Below are 18,703 nucleotides of genomic sequence, written 5' to 3'. Positions count from 1 at the left end.
ATCCGCGTGAACAGGAGGGCTCGATCAAGAACCGCGATGGAAGGCGGAGACGCTGTCTGAGCTTGCAGGTTGTCCCTTGTCGTCGCATGCTGGATCGGGGAGGTGCGGTTCTCTCCACCGTGCGATCGAGTCACTTCCGGTTCCCATCGAGATTGTCCGCCATGCGTTTTGCCAGCCTCGCCACGTGGATCGGATTCGGCGTCCTTCTGGTGTCGGCAGCTCCGACGAGGGCGGACGAGGAAACACGCTACCTGATCATCCACGCCGACGACGCGGGGATGTGCCACTCGGTCAACCGGGCGACCATCGACGCGATGGAGCAAGGGATCGTCTCGTCGTGCAGCATTATGATCCCCTGTCCATGGGTCACGGAATTCGCCGAGTACGCAAGGGCAAACCCGGAGAAGGATTACGGCGTCCACCTGACCCTTAACTCCGAATGGGACCACTACCGCTGGGGCCCCGTCGCAGGCCGAGATCGCGTGCCGAGCCTGGTGGATGAGGATGGCTACCTACACGACAACGTCGAGGCCGTGGCCCGCCTGGCCGTGGCCGAGGAGGTGGAGATCGAGCTGACCGCCCAGATCGAGCGGGCGAAGGCGCTGGGCATCCCGCTCTCGCACCTCGACACCCACATGGGAGCCCTCGTGAGCCGTCCCGATCTGATCGAGGTCTATGTCTCGCTGGGGTTGAAGTATGACCTGCCGATTCTCTTCGTCCGGGAGGTGGAAGGGCCGGTCGTCGAAGCCTATCCAGCGCTCCGGGAACGCGGCAAGCAATGGCTGGCCGCGCTCGACGAGAGACGCCTGCCCGTCCTGGATGGGCTGGCCCAGTTCTACGGCGGGGAGACTCACGAGGAACGGGTCGAGAACTACATCGAAACGTTACGGACCCTGCCGCCCGGCGTCTCGCAGCTCATCATCCACTGTGGCTACAACGACGACGAACTGCGGGCCGTGACGACCAGCGCGGAGCGCCGAGACGGTGATCGGCGAGTCTTCACCGATCCCGCAACCATTGCCGAGATCGAGCGGCTTGGGATCAAGGTCATCACCTGGCGAGACTTTCGTGAGATGACCGAAGCCTCAGGCCGCTGATCGGCCCGGTGACGATCGGGATTACGGCTGGGGCCGATTCGATTCGTCTTGGATGGCCTCCAGCAGCATCGCCGAGAGCGCCGACGCGGCAGCGTCCAGTTGCTCCGCCGCCTCGGCGCGGCCCTGATTGCCGGGGTTCGGCCGGGCAAGCATCACGGTCAAAACGACCGGCCCGAGTTCGGGGCGTTCCCACCAGCCCGATTTGACCCGGGTGATGGGGTCGGAGTTGAGGCTCCCCCCCTTCACGAAATGGCGTCCTTGCAAGCCGTGGAGATCCTCTTGAACGATCACCGCGTCTCGCATCGCGGCCAATGTCTCAGGGCTCACGCCGGGAAGCTCGCCAGCGGCGAGGCGAGCCAGGACCGCGGCGAGCGAAGCGGCCGACGCTTCGTTATCGCCGGTCACGTTGCGAGGAGCGAGCATGTAGCGCCGGGCGACGATCCCACGGAAGGCCGGATCGATCGCGTGAATCGCGGCCGTCAAGGCGTCGGGCCCGCCGAGGATGGCCGTGATGGCACTCGCCGCCGCGTTGTACACATGGTTCGGCGCGTCGATCGATCCCATCATCACCCCGCCGAGCGTTCGAACCGAAGCGCCCTGAAGGGCCGTTCGAATGTCGTCGCGTTGCTCCGGAGTGTACGGCGTCATGGCCGGGTGATGATCGCTCAGGGCCTCGTCGAGGCCGGGAGGGGTCGCATCGAGATCGTCGGCAAACCTTGCGAAAAGGGCGACCAGATAGGCCGTTTTGATGGCACTGGCCGAAGGAAGGGCGACCTCCGGATTCCTCACAAACCAGGGGGCTCCCCCCGCTGGGCCGACCCAGACACTGACCGCCAGCCCGTCACCAAGTGGTTGCAGCACCTCTTGAACGCGCTCGTCGAGCGAAGTGGCGTTGGGAGAGTCAGGACCAAGGGCTTCGACCTCGATGGGCCAAGCGATCAACACCAGGAAAACACACTGGACCGCCAGGACCGCTCCAGAAATCGTCTGGGACCGCACGAGACGATCGAGAAGCATCGGGACCTCGGGGAAAGATTTCAGGAATGGGGGAGCCGACTCGGGAGGGATCATCCGGATCACCCTCCTGGAGAGTCCTCAATCGGAGTCGAACAGGCGTCGCAGGGCTTCGGGAACGCGGCGAGGCCGGAGCCGTTGCGGGTCGAGCGCGACCCAGACTGTGCGAACCCGGGCCAGAACCAAGTCATCCGCGGGCCGGGTAATCTCAACGAAGCGCTCAAAGGTCGCTCCGTCGGCTGCTCCGACCCAGGTGAGCGCGAGAAGCTGATCGCCGGGAAGGGCCGGCCGCAAATAGTCAATCTCGTGGCGCCGAACGACCCAGAGCAGCGATTCGGCATACTCGGGCGTGGCCACAGCCGACCAGTGAGCGACGGCCGCGTCCTGAGCGTATCGGAGGTAGACGACATTATTGACGTGTCCCATCCGGTCGATGTCCCTGGGATCAACCTGGATGGGCAGTTCGAACCGGTGACTCCCCGACACGTCAACGTCCTCCATCACCCGTTCCGCAGGTGAGCATGGGCAAGGTTACTGCCAGGAGCCTTCGCGGACCTCAAAGCTGCTCCCCTCGGATTCGATCCCGGGACATCGTCCCGTTCTGAAGCGGGTCTGCAAAGCCAGAGGAACTGCGATCCGAGTGGACGAGTGATTCTCTCGCCTGCGACCGGCCGGGTCAAAGGGCGGGATCGCGGCCTTGTCATCCGTGGGGGGAGCCTTCGGGCAATCCGTGTCGACCGCCGACGGGCATCTTCAAGGAGGCAGCCGGCCCAGGAGACGCTCCGCTCTGGTGTGAGAGTCCCCAAGGCCTCCCAAGCGGCGTCGAGAGGAATCGATTGGAGAACAAGGGCGATCTCGCTTGGAGAGATCGGGGCGTGAGCGTAGACTAGAAGGCCTTGCGGTCGGGCTTCGGCCTCGACCGTCCCCTGGGCAGAGTGGAATTGCCGGGCACCCTCGGGGGAACCTTGCGAGTGTTGCAAGGGACGATGCCAGCCCCGGCCAGGTTCGACGCCAATTGACCAATGGCGCCCGATCGTTCGCCACGGGATCCCAAGGCTCCTCCCGTGCAAATGCGGCGTCGAGTGGAACTCGATCGCCCGATCGGTCCTCCGAAGGGTCAGGTTCTGGTGGCTCCCGGCCGGATCTCAAGGGATCCGGTGAGAGGTAAGCTCTCCAGAAACCGCGACCGGGGCGAATCGAGCAGATCGAGGGCCGATGCCTCGATCCGGCACGATGCAACTCGTGAGGTCGAACCCCGCAGCGGAGCCGAGGTTTTCGACGGAGAGTCGGTGACACGATGACGACTGGAACTCCGTTCCCGGAACTGACGGCCGAGGAAGCGGCCGAGCTGATTCCTCCCGATGCCCTGCTTGCCGTCTCCGGTTTCACGCCGGCCGGCTCTCCCAAGGCGGTACCCCGAGCCCTCGCCCAGAGGGCCCGGGCGTTGCACGAATCGGGCCAGCCATTCCGGATTCGCTTGCTCAGCGGCGCATCGACCGGCGAGGCCTGCGACGACGAGTTGGGCAAGGCCGAGGCCGTGAGCTGGCGTGCCCCCTACCTCACCTCGGCCCCCCTGCGGAAGCTGGCCAATACGGGGAAGCTCGACTTTGTCGACATGCACCTTTCGCACGTCTCCCAGGTTGTGCTCGAAGGGTTCCTCGGACCGATTGACGTGGCCGTGGTCGAGGCGACCGAGATCACGCCCGATGGCAAGGTCTACCTGACCACCGGCATCGGCAACGCCCCGACCTTCCTGCAATATGCCGACAAGGTCATCATCGAGCTCAACGCCCGGCACTCGCCGAGGCTCCGGGAGATGACCGACATCTTCATGCTCCCGCCGCCCCCGAACCGCCGCCCGATCCCGATTCACGACCCCCTCGACAAGATCGGCACCCCGCACGCCCTGGTCGATCCGAAGAAGGTGATCGGGATCGTTCAGAACGACGAATCCGACGGCGGCCGTGGTTTCGCTCCTCCCGACGAAACCAGCCGAAGGATCGCGGCGCACGTCTCGCAATTCCTGCTCGACGAGATGGCCGTCGGGCGGATTCCGAGCGGATTCCTGCCGCTGCAAAGCGGCGTCGGCAACGTCTGCAACGCCGTGCTGGCCGGCCTGGCGGAAAGCTCCGACTTTCCCAAGTTCAAGGTGTTCACCGAAGTCCTTCAGGACGCGATGCTCGACCTGATTTCCGCCGGCGGCGTGCTGGGCGCAAGCACCTGCTCGCTCACGCTTTCCGACGAAAAACTGAGCTGGCTCTACGACCACTTCGACGAGTTCGCCGATCGCATTGTGCTGCGTCCTCAGGAGATCTCGAACAACCCCGGCCTCGCCCGACGCCTCGGAGTGATTGCGACCAACACGGCGATCGAGGTCGACATCTACGGCCACGCCAACTCAACCCACTTTTTCGGCACCCAGGTCATGAACGGCCTGGGGGGCAGCGGAGACTTCGAGCGAAACGCGTTTCTCTCGATTTTCATGTGCCCGTCGGTCGCCAAGGGGGGGAAGATCTCGACCATCGTGCCCATGTGTTCGCACGTCGATCACAGCGAGCATTCGGTGCAGATCATCGTCACCGAGCAAGGCCTGGCCGACCTGCGGGGCCTGGCCCCCATTCCCCGTGCCAAAAAGATCATCGACCACTGCGCCCACCCGGCCTTCCGCGATTATTTGCACCACTACATCGAATCGAGCCCACAGGGGCACATTCGCCACAACCTGCAACGATGCTTCGAGCTGCACACGAACTTCCTCGAACACGGCGCCATGCTGCCAGACCTCGACCTCTCCCAGTTCGGGCCTCGCTGACACGGCAAGGGCCACCCCTCGGCCCGGAAGGAGAGAACGCCCATGATCGAGAAGGATCTGAACATCACCGTCGATTTTCCTCCAAGCTCGTACGAGCAATGGCGGAAGAACGCCGAGGCCGAACTCAAGGGCGCGCCGTTCGAGAAAAAGCTCGTCGGCCGGACCTTTGAAGGCATCGACATTCAGCCCCTGTACACGGCCGACCACTGGTCCGCGGCCGGTGATCCGTCCGGATTCCCGGGGTTTGCCCCCCTGACCCGGGGCGATCGCGTGCTCGGCAATGCCGTCTCGGGCTGGGATATTCGCCAGGAGCATCTGCACCCCGACCCGGTTGAGGCAAATCGGGCCATCCTCGACGACCTCGAACACGGTGTGACCTCAATCCAGCTTCGTCTGGATGCCGCCGCCTGCGCCGGGCTCGACGCCGACGATCGCGCGGCCATCGGCCTCGCCGGGCACGATGGGGTGATGGCCTATTCGCTCGGGGATCTCGATCGGGTGCTCGAAGCCGTTCGGCTCGACATCGCCCCTGTCTCAATCGACTGTGGAGGGGCGTTCCTGCCCGCCGCGGCCCTGCTGGCGGCCCAGTTGCAGCGGCGAGCGATCGACCCGGCTTCGGTTCGATGCGCCTTCAACGCCGACCCCATCGGCGCCTTGATGCGAGACGGTCGCCTCGGTGTGCCGCTCGACTCGGCGTTGACGGAGCTGGCCGATCTGGCCGTCTGGACCGCTTCGAAGTATCCGAATGCCACATCCGTGGAGGTCGGCACCGGCCCGTACCACCATGCCGGGGCGTCGAGCACGCAGGATCTCGCGTTCGCCGTGGCCACAGGGCTCGAATACCTCCGGGCGATGACCGCGGCCGGGCTCGACGTGAACACGGCCGCCCGGCAAATCGCCTTCGGGGTGAGCCTCGGCACCCAGTTTTTCCGGGCGATCGCCAAGCTCCGGGCCCTCCGGGCGATGTGGGCTCGCGTCGTCGCCGAGTGCGGCGGCGACCCCGATACCGGCCGCACGATGCAGCTTCGGGCCCGAACCAGCCGCCGCGTGCTCACCAGCGTTGACCCCTGGGTCAACCTCTTGCGAAACACGGTCTGCTGCTTTGCCGGGGCCGTGGGAGGAGCCGACGCCATTGGCACGGCTCCGATGGACGCCGCCATCGGCCTGAGCGACCATTTCACCCGGCACCTGGCCCGCAACACGCAGATCATCTTGCAGGAAGAGTCTCACCTGAACCGCGTGATCGACCCGGCCGGGGGCTCCTGGTTCCTCGAATCGCTGACCGATCAACTGGCCGAATCGGCCTGGCAACTGTTCCAGCAGGTCGAGGCTCGCGGTGGAATGATTGCCGCCTGTCTCGATGGCTGGGTTGCGGAGCAAATCACGGCGGTCGAGACCGCTCGGGAGAAAGACATCGCCACCCGCAAGCTCGTGGTCACCGGCGTGACCGAGCATCCCGACGTTCGGGAGGAACGGCTCGTCCGCACCCGCCCCGATTACGCCCGGCTCCGCGCCGAGGCCTCCACGCGGCTCGTCGCCTGGCGTCGGGACCACCAATGCGGTGACTCGCTGAAGACTGTCGCCGAGGTCGCTCGCGACACAAACCGCTCCCCCGGCTCGCTGACCGAGGCCGCCGTACAGGCCGCCCTCGACGGGGCAACGCTCGGCCTGCTTCACGCAACCCTGGCTGAGGCGTCAACCGGTGGGAAACCGGCCCAGGTGACTCCTCTGGCCGTCCATCCCTACGCCGCCGCGTTCGAGGAACTTCGGGCCGCCGCCGACCAACTCGCCGAGCAAACCGGCCAGCGTCCCCGCGTTTTCCTGGCGAACCTGGGGAAACCGGCCGAGTTTATTGCCCGATCAACCTACGCCGTGAACTTCTTCCAGGCCGGTGGCTTCGAGGAGGTCAACAACGACGGTTTTGCCGATCCTCAAGCCGCTGCCGCCGCCTTCGCCCAGAGTGGGGCGAAGATTGCCGTCATCTGCTCAACCGACGCGAACTACGACACCCTGGCCGAACCCCTGGCATCGGCCTTGAAGGCCGCCGGGGCTCGAACCGTCATCCTGGCCGGCAATCCGGGAGCGGGCGAGGCCCGATACCGCGCGGCCGGCGTCGATCGATTCATCTTTATCCGATGCGACGTCCTGGGGACGCTCCGGGATCTGCTGCGCGAGGAAGGGGCCCTGCAATGAGCACGATCCCAAACTTCAAGGATATTCCCTGGAAGGGCGGTTCCGCATCCTCGGTCGATCGAACGCGGTGGCAAGCCGCCGCCGAGGCCGAGGCTGGTCGGCCGATCGAGTCCCTCGCCCGGCCGACCCCCGAAGGGATTCCCGTCCGGCCGCTCTACTCATCGAGTGACCTCGACGGGCTGGACCATCTCCAGACGATGCCCGGCCTCCCGCCGTTCGTCCGGGGGCCGTACACGACGATGTACGTCGTCCGCCCCTGGACCGTCCGGCAGTACGCCGGGTTCTCGACGGCCGAGGAGTCGAACGCCTTCTACCGCCGCAACCTCGCCGCGGGTCAGAAGGGGCTGTCTGTCGCCTTCGACCTGCCGACCCACCGCGGCTACGACTCGGACAACCCCCGGGTCGCCGCCGACGTGGGCATGGCCGGCGTCGCCGTCGATAGTATCCTCGACATGAAGATTCTGTTCGACGGGATTCCACTCGGGGATATCAGCGTTTCGATGACCATGAACGGCGCCGTCCTTCCGGTGATGGCACTGTACATCGTCGCCGCCGAGGAACAGGGGGTTCCCCAGGAAAAACTCGCCGGGACGATCCAGAACGACATCCTCAAGGAGTTCATGGTCCGGAATACATACATTTATCCCCCCGAGCCGAGCATGCGGCTCATTTCCGACATTTTCCGTTATACCTCGGCTCACATGCCGAAGTTCAATAGCATCAGCATCAGCGGATACCACATGCAGGAGGCCGGCGCGACGGCCGACCTGGAACTCGGCTACACGATGGCCGACGGCCTGGAGTACCTTCGCTCCGGCATCCGGGCGGGCCTGAGTATCGACGAGTTCGCCCCCCGCCTTTCCTTCTTCTGGGCGATTGGCAAAGACATCTTCATGGAGATCGCCAAGCTTCGCGCGGCTCGCCTGATCTGGGCAAAGATCGTCAAGGGGTTCGACCCGAAGAACCCCAAGAGCATGTCCCTTCGAACCCATAGCCAGACGAGCGGGTGGAGCCTGACGGCCCAAGACGTGTACAACAACGTGATCCGCACCTGTATCGAAGCGATGGGAGCGACCCAGGGTCACACGCAGAGCCTCCACACCAACTCGCTTGACGAAGCGCTGGCGCTTCCGACCGACTTCTCGGCCCGGATCGCCCGCAACACTCAGCTTTTCCTTCAGGAAGAAACCGACACCGACATGGTGGTCGATCCCTGGGGCGGCAGCTATTTCATCGAGCGTCTGACGCACGAACTGGCCCACCGGGCCTGGGCTCACCTGTACGAGGTCGAGCAACTCGGCGGCATGGCCAAGGCGCTCGAAGCCGGTATTCCCAAGATGAGGATCGAGGAAGCCGCCGCGCGGACCCAGGCCGATATTGATTCGGGCGTGCAAACCATCGTGGGCGTGAACAAGTACATTCTTGAGCGCGAAGATCCGATCAAGGTTCTCAAGGTCGATAACCACGCCGTCCGAGAGGCTCAGGTCCGCCGACTGGCCGAACTGCGGGCGAACCGTGATCAAGCCGCCGTCGATTCCACGCTCAACGCCCTGACCGAGGCCGCCCGATCCGGCTCGGGCAACATGCTCGAACTGGCCATCGCCGCGGCCCGAGCCCGGGCGACCGGAGGCGAGATCAGCCTCGCCCTCGAAAAGGTCTACGGACGGCACAAGGCGGAGATGCACGAAATCAGTGGGATTTATGCCCGTCAGTTCGGTGAGCGCAAGGGGGCGGTCGCTCGCGTTCAGCAGCGGGTCGAGCAATTCCTCGAACACGAAGGCCGACGCCCCCGAATTCTCATTGCCAAGCTCGGCCAGGACGGGCACGACCGCGGTCAGCAGGTCGTGGCCACCGCCTTCGCCGATTTCGGCTTCGACGTGGATGTCGGCTCCCTGTTTCAGACCCCCGAGGAAGCCGCCCGAGTGGCCGTGGACAACGACGTCCACCTGGTTGGCGTCAGCTCGCTGGCGGCCGGGCATTTGACGCTGGTTCCCGCCATTCGCAAGGCGCTCGACGACCTTGGCCGCGACGATATCCTCGTGGTCGTTGGCGGTGTCATCCCTCCTCAGGATTACGAGGAACTGTACCGCTCCGGCGCGGTCGCCGTCTTCGGTCCTGGGACCGTGATCACCGACGCCGCCCTCAAGCTACTCAACCTGCTTGATCCCCAGGACCACGAGGAACCCGCCGGCGCCGCCTGATGCGTCCGGACGACGACCGATGGCCCGTGACCTGACCCTGTTGAGCCCGCCATGACGCTCCCGCCCGAGCCCCCGATTCCCCCCGCACGACGACGGCTCTCCGCCGAGCAGTACGTTGAGGGGGTTCTGGCGCGATCGCGAGGCGTGCTCAGTCGGTTCATCACCCTGATCGAGTCGCGCCGGGCCGACGACCGTCATCTGGCCCGTCGCGTCCTGAACGAGTTGTTGCCTCACACCGGCCACTCCATCCGCCTGGGAATTACGGGAGTTCCCGGCGCGGGCAAGAGCACCCTGATCGAGGCCCTGGGCCTGAATCTGATCCACGCCGGCCACCGAGTCGCCGTGCTGACGATTGACCCGTCCAGCCGGATCACCGGCGGGAGCATCCTTGGCGACAAGACCCGCATGGAACACCTCAGTCTTGAGCCGAACGCCTACATCCGCCCCTCTCCGAGCGGGGCGACCCTTGGCGGCGTGGCCCGAAGCACCCGGGAGACGATGCTGGCCTGCGAAGCCGCCGGCTTTGATGTTGTGCTGGTCGAAACCGTCGGTGTGGGTCAATCCGAGACGACCGTTGCCGACATGGTCGATACCTTCCTCGCCGTCTTGATTGCCGGAGCCGGAGACGAGTTGCAGGGGATCAAGCGAGGGCTGATCGAGATGATCGACCTGCTCGCCGTCAACAAGGCCGACGGCACGAACCGTCCGCAAGTCCTCCGCGCCGTCAACCAGTATCGGAAAGCCTTGCGCGTGATGCACCCTCCCGAAAGCCCCTGGCAACCGCCGGTGCTGGCGTGCAGTGCGCTCGAGAATGTGGGGCTTGACGCGATCTGGAATCAGGTGCTGGAACATCGCCAGACACTCGAACGAGTCGGGGTGTTCCAGCAGCGCCGGCAGAGCCAGGCGATTCGCTGGATGTGGGATCTGGTGAACGACCAATTGCAGCGTATCCTGAGAGAAGGACCGGGCATGGCGAACCTGACTGCGGATCTCGAATCGAAGGTTCGCGAGGGCCGGCTCACCGCCTCGGCCGCCGCGGATCGGCTGATCGATGCCCTCGGCCTTCTGGGCGCTCCCCCCCCGCCTTCAGACTGATGTTGAACCCCGACGCTGCTCCCCAACCTCTCCTCGCTCTCCCGATTGATCGATTTCCCTTCTCCCTGATTGGAGCCCCGAACGATGCCACGAACGGTTGAGGTCACGGAGCTTGCCCTCCGAGACGGTCACCAGAGCCTCCTGGCGACCCGCATGGCCCTGGAGGACATGACGCCCATCTGCGAGGACATCGACCAGGCCGGCTACTGGAGCGTCGAGTGCTGGGGAGGGGCGACCTACGACTCCTGCATCCGATTCCTCAACGAGGACCCCTGGGAACGCCTGCGAACGTTTCGCAAACTGATGCCCAACAGCCGATTGCAGATGCTCCTCCGTGGGCAAAACCTGCTCGGCTACCGTCACTACGAAGACACGGTGGTTGACCGCTTCGTCGACAAATCGGCCGAGAACGGCATGGATGTCTTCCGTGTCTTCGATGCCTTGAACGACATCCGGAACCTCCGCCGTGCTCTCGAAGCGGTTCGTCGCACCGGCAAGCACGCCGAGGGGACAATCTGTTACACTACCTCCCCTTTGCACACGGTCGACAAGTTCATCGAGATGGCCAAGCAGTTGCAGGATCTCGGCTGCAACTCGATTTGCATTAAAGATATGGCCGCGCTTTTGCGCCCGCAACCAGCGTATGAGATCGTCCGAGGGATCAAAGAGGCCTGCGGGCAGGATACGCTGGTTCATGTTCACGTTCACGCCACGACGGGCGTGACGCTCGTGAGCCTGATGAAGGCGATCGAGGCCGGGGCCGACATCGTGGACACCTGCATCTCCTCCCTGAGCCTCGGCCCCGGCCACAATCCGACCGAGGCCCTGGTCGAGATGCTCCAGGGCACCGACTATACAACCCGGCTCGATAAGGACCGCTTGCTGAAGATCAAGGACCACTTCGCCAAGGTTCGTCCGCGTTATGCTGAGTTCGAGTCGAAGTTCGTCGGTGTCGAAACCGAGATTTTCGACAGCCAGATCCCCGGCGGCATGATCTCGAACATGGAAAGCCAGCTCAAGCAGCAAGGGGCCGGCGACCGTGTGAAGGACGTGCTCAACGAGGTTCCCAACGTTCGCAAGGCCGCCGGCTACCCGCCACTGGTCACGCCGTCGAGCCAGATCGTTGGCACTCAGGCGGTGTTCAATGTATTGATGGGTCCGTACAAGGTTCTCACCGGAGAGTTTGCCGACCTGATGCTCGGCTACTACGGTGAAACCCTCGGTGATCGTGACCCCGAGGTCATCGCCCTGGCCGCCGCTCACGCCAAGAAGGAGCCGATCACCACGCGCCCCGCCGACTTGCTCAAGCCGGAATGGGAGGAGCTCCGCAGCAAGGCACTGGCCCTTGAAGGGTGCGACGGCTCGGATGAAGACGTCTTGACCTACGCCATGTTCCCGCAGGTCGCCCCGAAGTTCTTTGCCCACCGCGGCGAGGGGCCGATAAATCTTGGCAAGGACCCGGTGACCGCGGCGGCCGCGGCGGCAGCTGCCAGCCCGGCGGCGAAGGCCATCGACGCGAAAGGTCCCGTCACCAGCCCCATCACCTATCAGGTCCGCATCGGCAACACGAGCCACGCGGTGACCGTCGAGCCCTCGTGATCCGAGAAAGGACAGGAAGCGATGAGCGGCAATCCGAAGAAATCGATGGATGACCTGGTCGCGGAGCTCCGCAACCGCAAGGACCATCTCCGTCAAGGGGGCGGTCCCGATCGCCTGGCCAAGCAGAAAGAGCAAGGCAAGCTCACCGCCCGGGAACGCGTCAGTACCTTGCTTGACCCCGACAGCTTCGAGGAGTTCGGCCTCTTCGCACAGCATCGCCAGGTCCACTTCGGCATGGCGGGCAAGGAGGTTCCGGCTGATGGCGTCGTCACCGGAGCCGGTTCCATTGACGGCCGACTCGTCCACCTCGCCAGCCAGGACTTTACCGTGCTGGGAGGCTCGGCCGGTGAGGTCCACTCGAACAAGGTCGCCGATGTGATGGAGCAGGCGCTGCATACCGGCAGCCCCTTCATCTTCATCAACGACTCCGGCGGCGCTCGGGTGCAGGAAGGGATCGACTCCCTCTCCGGATACGGACGTGTCTTTTACACAAACGTGCAACTGTCGGGCGCGGTTCCTCAGATCTCGTTGATCTGTGGACCGTGCGCGGGAGGAGCGGCCTATTCGCCCGCCCTGACCGACTTCATCATCCAGACACGCCAATCACAAATGTTTATCACCGGCCCTCAGGTGATCAAACAAGTGACCGGCGAAGTCATTACGTCCGAGGCCCTCGGCGGACCCGACGCTCATATGAGCCTCTCCGGCGTCACCCACTTCATCGCCGAGAATGATGAGGAAGCGCTCTATCTCTGCCGACGCCTTCTCAGCTTCCTGCCCGCGAATAACCTGGAGGATCCCCCTCGGATTCCCACGGAGAACAACGTTGATCCGAACCCCGAGTTGGCTCGGATCGTTCCGGTCGAGCCGAAGCAAGGCTACGACATCCGCAATGTCATTTGCGGCATTGTCGATCAGGGCGATTTTCTCGAAGTTCAGGAAGGATACGCACGGAATGTCGTGGTCGGCTTCGCCCGCATCCTGGGCCGATCGGTCGGTGTGATCGCCAATCAACCGTCGGTGCTTTCCGGCGTACTGGACGTGAACGCATCAACCAAGGCCAGCCGCTTCATTCGGTTCTGCAACGCCTTCAATATTCCCTTGATCACGTTCGTGGACGTTCCCGGCTTCCTGCCAGGGGTCAAGCAAGAGCACGACGGGATCATCCGCCACGGCGCGAAGATGCTCTTTGCGTACTCGGCGGCCACGGTACCGAAGATCCAGGTCATCCTGCGCAAGTCGTACGGCGGGGCGCACCTGGCCATGTGTTCGAAGGATCTCGGTGCCGACCGCGTCTTCGCCTGGCCAACGGCCGAGGTGGCGGTCATGGGAGCCGAAGGGGCCGTCGAGATCGTCTTCCGCAAGGAGATGCAGGAGGCCCAGGACAAGTCCGCTCGCCGTGCCGAGTTGATCGAACAATACCGATCGACCTTTTCAAGCCCGTATGTTTCCGCCGGTCGCGGCCTCGTCGATGACATTATTGAACCCGCCGACACCCGCCGGCATCTCGCCCAGGCGCTGGAGTATCTCCATGCCAAGCGAGAGGTTCGCCCCCCCAAGAAGCACGGCCTCATCCCTCTTTGACCCGAACGGAGGACCACGCTCATGAACTCCGAGCCGAACGACCTGGCCAGGCTCGTCGAGGCCGTTGAGGCCCTCCGCCGCGAGGTCGCGCACCTTACCGATCGTGTCTCAGCCATGGAAGCCAAGGGGAACGCCGGCGCAACGGCCCCCTCGGTGGCCGCACCGATCAACGATGAACTCGTCTTTGTCATTGCCGCCGCAGTCGCGGCCTTCCTCGGCAAGCGGGCCCACGTGCGACAGATCCGGCTGCTCGGCTCGCCTGCCTGGGCTCAACAGGGCCGCGTCACCGTCCAGGCCTCGCACACCCTGGCGATCAAGCATGGTAGGAGCGAGCGTTGAAACTCAAAATTACGGTTGATGGCAACGTGTACGAGGTCGAGGTCGAGGTGGCCGAGCCGGAGACTCCCCGGCACAGCTATGTGCCCCCAATGGGCCAGGCTCGAGTTTCGGCTGCCCCTTCGAGCGCCGTCGCTCCCCCCTCGGCCGCCGCGGGCCACGCTCCCGTGGCCGACGAAAGCAAGGTTTGCCGCAGCCCTCTGGCCGGGGTCGTTTCCAAGGTCGCGGTCCAGCCTGGCCAGTCGATCCAGGTCAACGACGTTCTCATCGTGCTTGAAGCGATGAAAATGGAAACCGTCATCACCGCCCCGATCGCCGGAAAGATCTCCAAGATCAACGCAGCAGAAGGAGATGGCGTCCAGCAAGGTCAGGTCCTGATCGAGTTCGAATAACTCCGGCCCCGATCAACTCTCTGGAACAGGAACCTTCACGATGGCTCCCGTCAAGGCACTCAACCACATCGGGATCGCGGTGAAATCGATCGATGATCACCGTCCGTACTACGAGGAAACGCTCGGCGCCGAGTTCGAAGGAATCGAGGTCGTGGCGGACCAGAAGGTGCGCGTTGGCTTCTTTCGCATCGGAGATGTCCGCTTCGAGTTACTCGAACCGACTGATCCGACCAGCACCATCGCCGGTTTCCTCGACAAGCGCGGTGAAGGCATGCACCACGTCGCGTTCACCGTCGATCGGATCGAGGATCGGATCGCGGAGTGGAAAGCGGCCGGGCTCCGCATGATCGACGAATCCCCCCGCGCCGGGGCTCATCACATGCGGATTGCCTTCGCCCACCCCAAGAGCACTCACGGCGTGCTGACCGAACTGTGCGAACCACCGAGCAACCCTTAACCTCCCCGGATCGGTCCCCCCTCTCCGAGGAAGGTCATGGACCTCGACTTCCGACGCGACCCGAGCCTCCTGAGCACCATCGTCGATGAGATGGCCGACGGCGTGTTCACCGTCGACGCCTCGGGCCGCATTGTGGCCTGGAGTCGGGGGGCCGAACGGATCACCGGATACGCCAGTGAGGAGGTCGTCGGGCAATCGTGCCGGCTCTTTGAAGGAGCGCACTGCAAGGGATTCGCAGCACTCACCGAGCTGCTCCAGGGCTCGTGCGACGCAACAACCGGCACTTGCCATCAGGAATGCAAGCTCATGGCCAAGGACGGCCGCGAGGTGTCCATCCACGGCAGCGTTCGCCTGATTCACGAGGCGAACGGCCAGGTTGCCGGGGCCGTTTGCAACTTCTCTGACCTCACGCCGTTTCTTCAGGCCAACGAACGCATCGCGTTATTGGAAGAGCAAACGCGGAATCGAGACGCCTTCGGCAAGCTCGTCGGTGCCAGCACTCCGATGCAGGAAGTCTTCCGCCGGATCCGGCTGGCCGCGCACAGCGACGTAACCGTCTTCGTTTCCGGTGAATCCGGCACCGGGAAGGAACTGGCAGCCGGTGCGATTCACTCGCTGAGCAACCGCAAGGACCGTCCGTTTCTCGCCATCAATTGTTCGGCAATTCCAGAAACGCTGCTCGAATCCGAGCTGTTCGGGCATGTCAAGGGGGCCTTCACCAGCGCCGACCGAGACAAGATCGGCCTGTTCCAGGCTGCCGAAGGCGGCACCTTGTTCCTCGATGAGATTGGCGACGTTTCCCCCCTACTCCAGTTGAAATTGCTTCGGGTTTTGCAGGAACGGGAGATCCGTCGCGTTGGGGCTGACGCTCCAACCCGCGTCAACGTCCGTCTGATCACGGCAACGAACAAGAACCTGAAAGAATTGGTCGCTTCGCAAGCCTTTCGCGAAGACTTTTATTATCGCATTCATGTGTTCGAAATCCGATTACCACCCCTCCGCGAGCGGCGAGAGGATCTGCCTCTCCTTGTCCGCCACTTCATCGACCAACTCTCGAGAGAGTATCATCGACCCGTTCGAGGCATCGCCCGCGACGCCCTTCAGGCCCTGATGAATTACCCCTGGCCGGGGAACGTTCGAGAACTTCGGAACGCTCTGGAACACGCGTTCGTCACCGTCAGCGGCGACACCATCACCCTGCTCGACCTGCCCATCGAGGTCCGCACCGAACAACCCTCGGAACGGACGCCCCCTCCCGATTCCATTCCCCTGAGCCCTGCCGATCAAGCAGAACGACGCCGCATCCTTGAAGCCCTTGATCAGACTCGAGGGAATCGGACCGAAGCCGCCCGGCTCCTCGGCACCAGCCGCGTCACCCTTTGGAAAAAGATCCGCAAGTACGCGATCGATGCAGCCTCTGTTTCAGGTTAGCGCGCCAACTTAACACCTTAACACCCCCACGCTTAACACGCGGACCCATTTCACCGTTTTCGGGCATTACCGCCGCTGATCGAATTTTTCATCTCCAGACTCCACCTAAACTTACACCAATTTCCCCAACAGCCATCCGAGCCTTGGCCCGATTCGTGCTCTTGACGTGTTTCGTCGTTCGAGACCACGGATCACGTTGCCCGGAATTTCGGGACGCTCCTGCTGGGGAGCGTCGATGGAGAGAGTCCGACCATGAAAATCGAGCAATACTACCTGGGCTGCCTGGCTCATGCTTCGTACATGATCGTCGACGAGCGTACGGGAATCGCCGCGGTGGTCGACCCGCAGCGCGACATTGATCAGTACGTCCGCGACGCCGAGGCGAACGGTTGGTCGATCCGGTATGTGTTTCTGACGCACTTCCACGCCGACTTCCTCGCCGGGCATATCGAGTTGCGCGACCGTACGGGGGCTCATATCTATCTTGGATCTCGCGCCGAGGCCGAATACGACTTCACACCCGTCAAGGATGGCGATGTAGTTGAATTTGGCGACGTTCGCCTGGAAATTCTGGAGACTCCCGGCCACACTCCCGAGGGGATCTCGATTCTCGCCTACGACCTGACCAAGAGCGACACGCAACCCCACGCGGTCCTGACCGGCGACACACTGTTCATCGGCGATGTGGGCCGCCCCGACCTGCTCGCCTCCATCGGCGTCACCGCCGACGAACTGGCCGAAATGCTCTACAACTCAATCACGAATAAGCTTGTCAAACTTCCTGACGAAACCCTCATCTATCCGGCCCATGGCGCGGGTTCGCTCTGTGGCAAGCAGCTCAGCACCGAGCGGGTTTCAACCATCGGCGAACAGAAGAAATACAATTATGCCTTACAGCCCATGAGTAAGGAGCAGTTCATCAAGCTGGTCGAGGTTGACCAGCCCGACGCCCCCGACTACTTCGTTCACGACGCGATCCTGAACCGCAAGGAGCGATCGAGCCTCGACGAGACGATGAAGCGAGCCCTTCGGCCCCTCGATCTTGACGAATTCCTCCGCATTCGAGACGAGGGAGCCCAGGTCCTCGATGTCCGAGAAGCCGCCGACTTCGAAGGGGCCCACCTGGCCGGGGCCATCAATGTGGGCTTGAAGGGGCAGTATGCGACCTGGTGCGGCACGGTTCTGAGCCATGATCGCCCGATCGTGGTCATCGCTGAGACCGGTGACGAGGAGGAGGCCATCATGCGGCTGGGGCGGATCGGCTTCGATAACGCCGCCGGCTACCTCAAGGGAGGCATGGGGGCCCTCGACGGCCGGGACGACCTGCTTCGCTCGACTCCCCGCATCACCGCTCCGGCACTGGCCGAGCACCTCGCAAGCGACCAGGCTCCAGTCATCCTCGATGTTCGCTCGGAGAAAGAGCGCGACGCCGGCCGAATCGAACGATCGTTACACATTCCCCTTGGCCACCTGGTTGAACGAATTGACGAGGTTCCGGCCGATCGTGACGTCGTCGTTCATTGTCAGGGAGGATACCGATCGTCGATCGCCGCCAGCCTTCTCCGCAGGCATGGCCGAGACCGGGTCACCGACCTCGTCGGCGGCTACAAGGCATGGGCTGCCTCGAACGCTCCCACCGAGTCGGTGGGCAGCTGAGGCCGCCTGAACCTTGCGGCACCCTTCATCCTCGACCCATTCCACGAACGAACCAGAATCATGAACTCAAATGAACCGTCCGAGGGACGAGGGCTGCACGAAGCCACCAGTGAGGCGGGAGTCGATGTGATGGCTCGTCTTCTGGAGCGGGTCGAGCACATCGATCGCGTCGTCTCCCGCCTGGAACGACTCGCCGATGAGGCTCCCCCGTTGATGGCCACCGCCGTCGATGCGCTCGACGAATCGTGCCGGAAGCTCACCGCAACCGGTACCGGACCGGATGAACGGCTCGGCCATCTACTCCGTTTGGCCGAGCGGCTGACCGATCACGAGACCTCTCGGGCCCTTGAACGCCTGCTCGATCGAGCAGGTCAACTCGAACAGACCCTGGCAACACTCGATCAGCTTCCTGGGCTGCTTGCGGTCGTCGTCGATACCCTTGACGAGTACGCCGCGACCCTCGTGACCCAGGGAATTGATGTTGAGACGAGCCTTCGGCAGGGCATTCATGCCCTGCTCTGGCTCGGGCAGCGTGTGAGCGAAGCCGAACTGGAACGGCTTGGCATCCTGCTCCGCTCCGATGTGCTGGAACCGCACGCTCTGGCAGTCGTCGGCAAGACAGGACGAGCGCTGGCGACCTGTCATGAGAACACATGCTCGACCAAGACTCCGGAGCAGATCGGGCCGGTCGGTCTCATTCGAGCGCTTGGCGATCCCAACGTTAGACGGTCGTTGAGCTTCCTGGTCCAGGTCGGTCGGTGCTTCGGCCAGAATCTCGCCACCCCCTCCGACGACTAACCCCTGCCCTGCCCCGCAAACAGTATCCATGACGGGAG

At 63.7% G+C, this 18,703-nt stretch carries 15 protein-coding genes; 13 read left to right on the top strand and 2 right to left on the bottom strand.

Translation table 11 applies throughout. The features are described 5' to 3' along the window. The first annotated feature begins 161 nt into the window (after positions 1-161). Positions 162-1,097: a polysaccharide deacetylase family protein gene (locus GA615_RS02460; RefSeq protein WP_152049650.1), complete on the top strand. Its 936-nt coding sequence runs from the start codon at positions 162-164 to the stop codon at positions 1,095-1,097. A 21-nt stretch (positions 1,098-1,118) separates the two neighbouring features. On the opposite strand, the gene GA615_RS02455 is transcribed toward GA615_RS02460, so the two are convergent. Next, a complete protein-coding gene (locus GA615_RS02455) occupies positions 1,119-2,114 on the bottom strand; it encodes a serine hydrolase (protein WP_161602120.1) in 996 nt (331 codons plus the stop codon). 78 nt (positions 2,115-2,192) lie between these two features. Then, entirely contained in the window at positions 2,193-2,597 is a 405-nt protein-coding gene (locus GA615_RS02450; protein WP_201750083.1) for an acyl-CoA thioesterase, read from the bottom strand. Between the two features lie 811 nt (positions 2,598-3,408). Here GA615_RS02450 and GA615_RS02445 point away from each other — a divergent pair. From GA615_RS02445 to GA615_RS02390, 12 genes are all read left to right on the top strand, one after another. After that, a complete protein-coding gene (locus tag GA615_RS02445; protein WP_152049647.1) occupies positions 3,409-4,923 on the top strand; it encodes a succinate CoA transferase in 1,515 nt (504 codons plus the stop codon). Between the two features lie 42 nt (positions 4,924-4,965). Beyond that, positions 4,966-7,116 carry a methylmalonyl-CoA mutase family protein gene (locus tag GA615_RS02440; RefSeq protein WP_152049646.1) on the top strand — a complete coding sequence of 717 codons (2,151 nt, stop codon included), beginning with the start codon at positions 4,966-4,968 and terminating at the stop codon, positions 7,114-7,116. After that, positions 7,113-9,317 (top strand): methylmalonyl-CoA mutase, encoded by a 2,205-nt coding sequence (scpA, locus tag GA615_RS02435; protein WP_152049645.1) that lies wholly within the window; start codon positions 7,113-7,115, stop codon positions 9,315-9,317. Before GA615_RS02440 ends, scpA begins: the two co-directional genes overlap by 4 nt. A gap of 51 nt (positions 9,318-9,368) precedes the next feature. Next, positions 9,369-10,412 (top strand): methylmalonyl Co-A mutase-associated GTPase MeaB, encoded by a 1,044-nt coding sequence (meaB, locus tag GA615_RS02430; RefSeq protein WP_152049644.1) that lies wholly within the window; start codon positions 9,369-9,371, stop codon positions 10,410-10,412. Positions 10,413-10,496: 84 nt separating this feature from the next. Next, on the top strand, positions 10,497-12,011 hold the full coding sequence (locus GA615_RS02425) for a methylmalonyl-CoA carboxytransferase subunit 5S (protein WP_152049643.1): 1,515 nt from the start codon (positions 10,497-10,499) through the stop codon (positions 12,009-12,011). Positions 12,012-12,032: 21 nt separating this feature from the next. Then, complete coding sequence (locus GA615_RS02420; RefSeq protein ID WP_152049642.1) at positions 12,033-13,595, top strand: acyl-CoA carboxylase subunit beta; 1,563 nt, start codon at positions 12,033-12,035, stop codon at positions 13,593-13,595. A gap of 21 nt (positions 13,596-13,616) precedes the next feature. Next, a complete protein-coding gene (locus GA615_RS02415) occupies positions 13,617-13,934 on the top strand; it encodes a hypothetical protein (RefSeq protein WP_201750082.1) in 318 nt (105 codons plus the stop codon). Further along, positions 13,931-14,323, top strand: coding sequence for a biotin/lipoyl-containing protein (locus tag GA615_RS02410; RefSeq protein ID WP_152049641.1), 393 nt, complete (start codon positions 13,931-13,933; stop codon positions 14,321-14,323). The genes GA615_RS02415 and GA615_RS02410 overlap by 4 nt, the downstream gene beginning before the upstream one ends. Positions 14,324-14,363: 40 nt before the next feature. Next, positions 14,364-14,780 carry a methylmalonyl-CoA epimerase gene (gene mce, locus GA615_RS02405; RefSeq protein WP_152049640.1) on the top strand — a complete coding sequence of 139 codons (417 nt, stop codon included), beginning with the start codon at positions 14,364-14,366 and terminating at the stop codon, positions 14,778-14,780. A 36-nt stretch (positions 14,781-14,816) separates the two neighbouring features. Further along, entirely contained in the window at positions 14,817-16,211 is a 1,395-nt protein-coding gene (locus tag GA615_RS02400; protein WP_152049639.1) for a sigma-54 interaction domain-containing protein, read from the top strand. Positions 16,212-16,463: 252 nt separating this feature from the next. Further along, positions 16,464-17,867, top strand: coding sequence for an MBL fold metallo-hydrolase (locus GA615_RS02395; protein WP_152049638.1), 1,404 nt, complete (start codon positions 16,464-16,466; stop codon positions 17,865-17,867). A gap of 129 nt (positions 17,868-17,996) precedes the next feature. Then, positions 17,997-18,665 (top strand): DUF1641 domain-containing protein, encoded by a 669-nt coding sequence (locus tag GA615_RS02390; RefSeq protein ID WP_161602119.1) that lies wholly within the window; start codon positions 17,997-17,999, stop codon positions 18,663-18,665. Positions 18,666-18,703: the final 38 nt, after the last annotated feature.

It is taken from the genome of Tautonia marina (genome assembly GCF_009177065.1).
GTDB lineage: Bacteria > Planctomycetota > Planctomycetia > Isosphaerales > Isosphaeraceae > Tautonia > Tautonia marina.
This window is presented reverse-complemented; position numbering and strand designations above follow the sequence as displayed.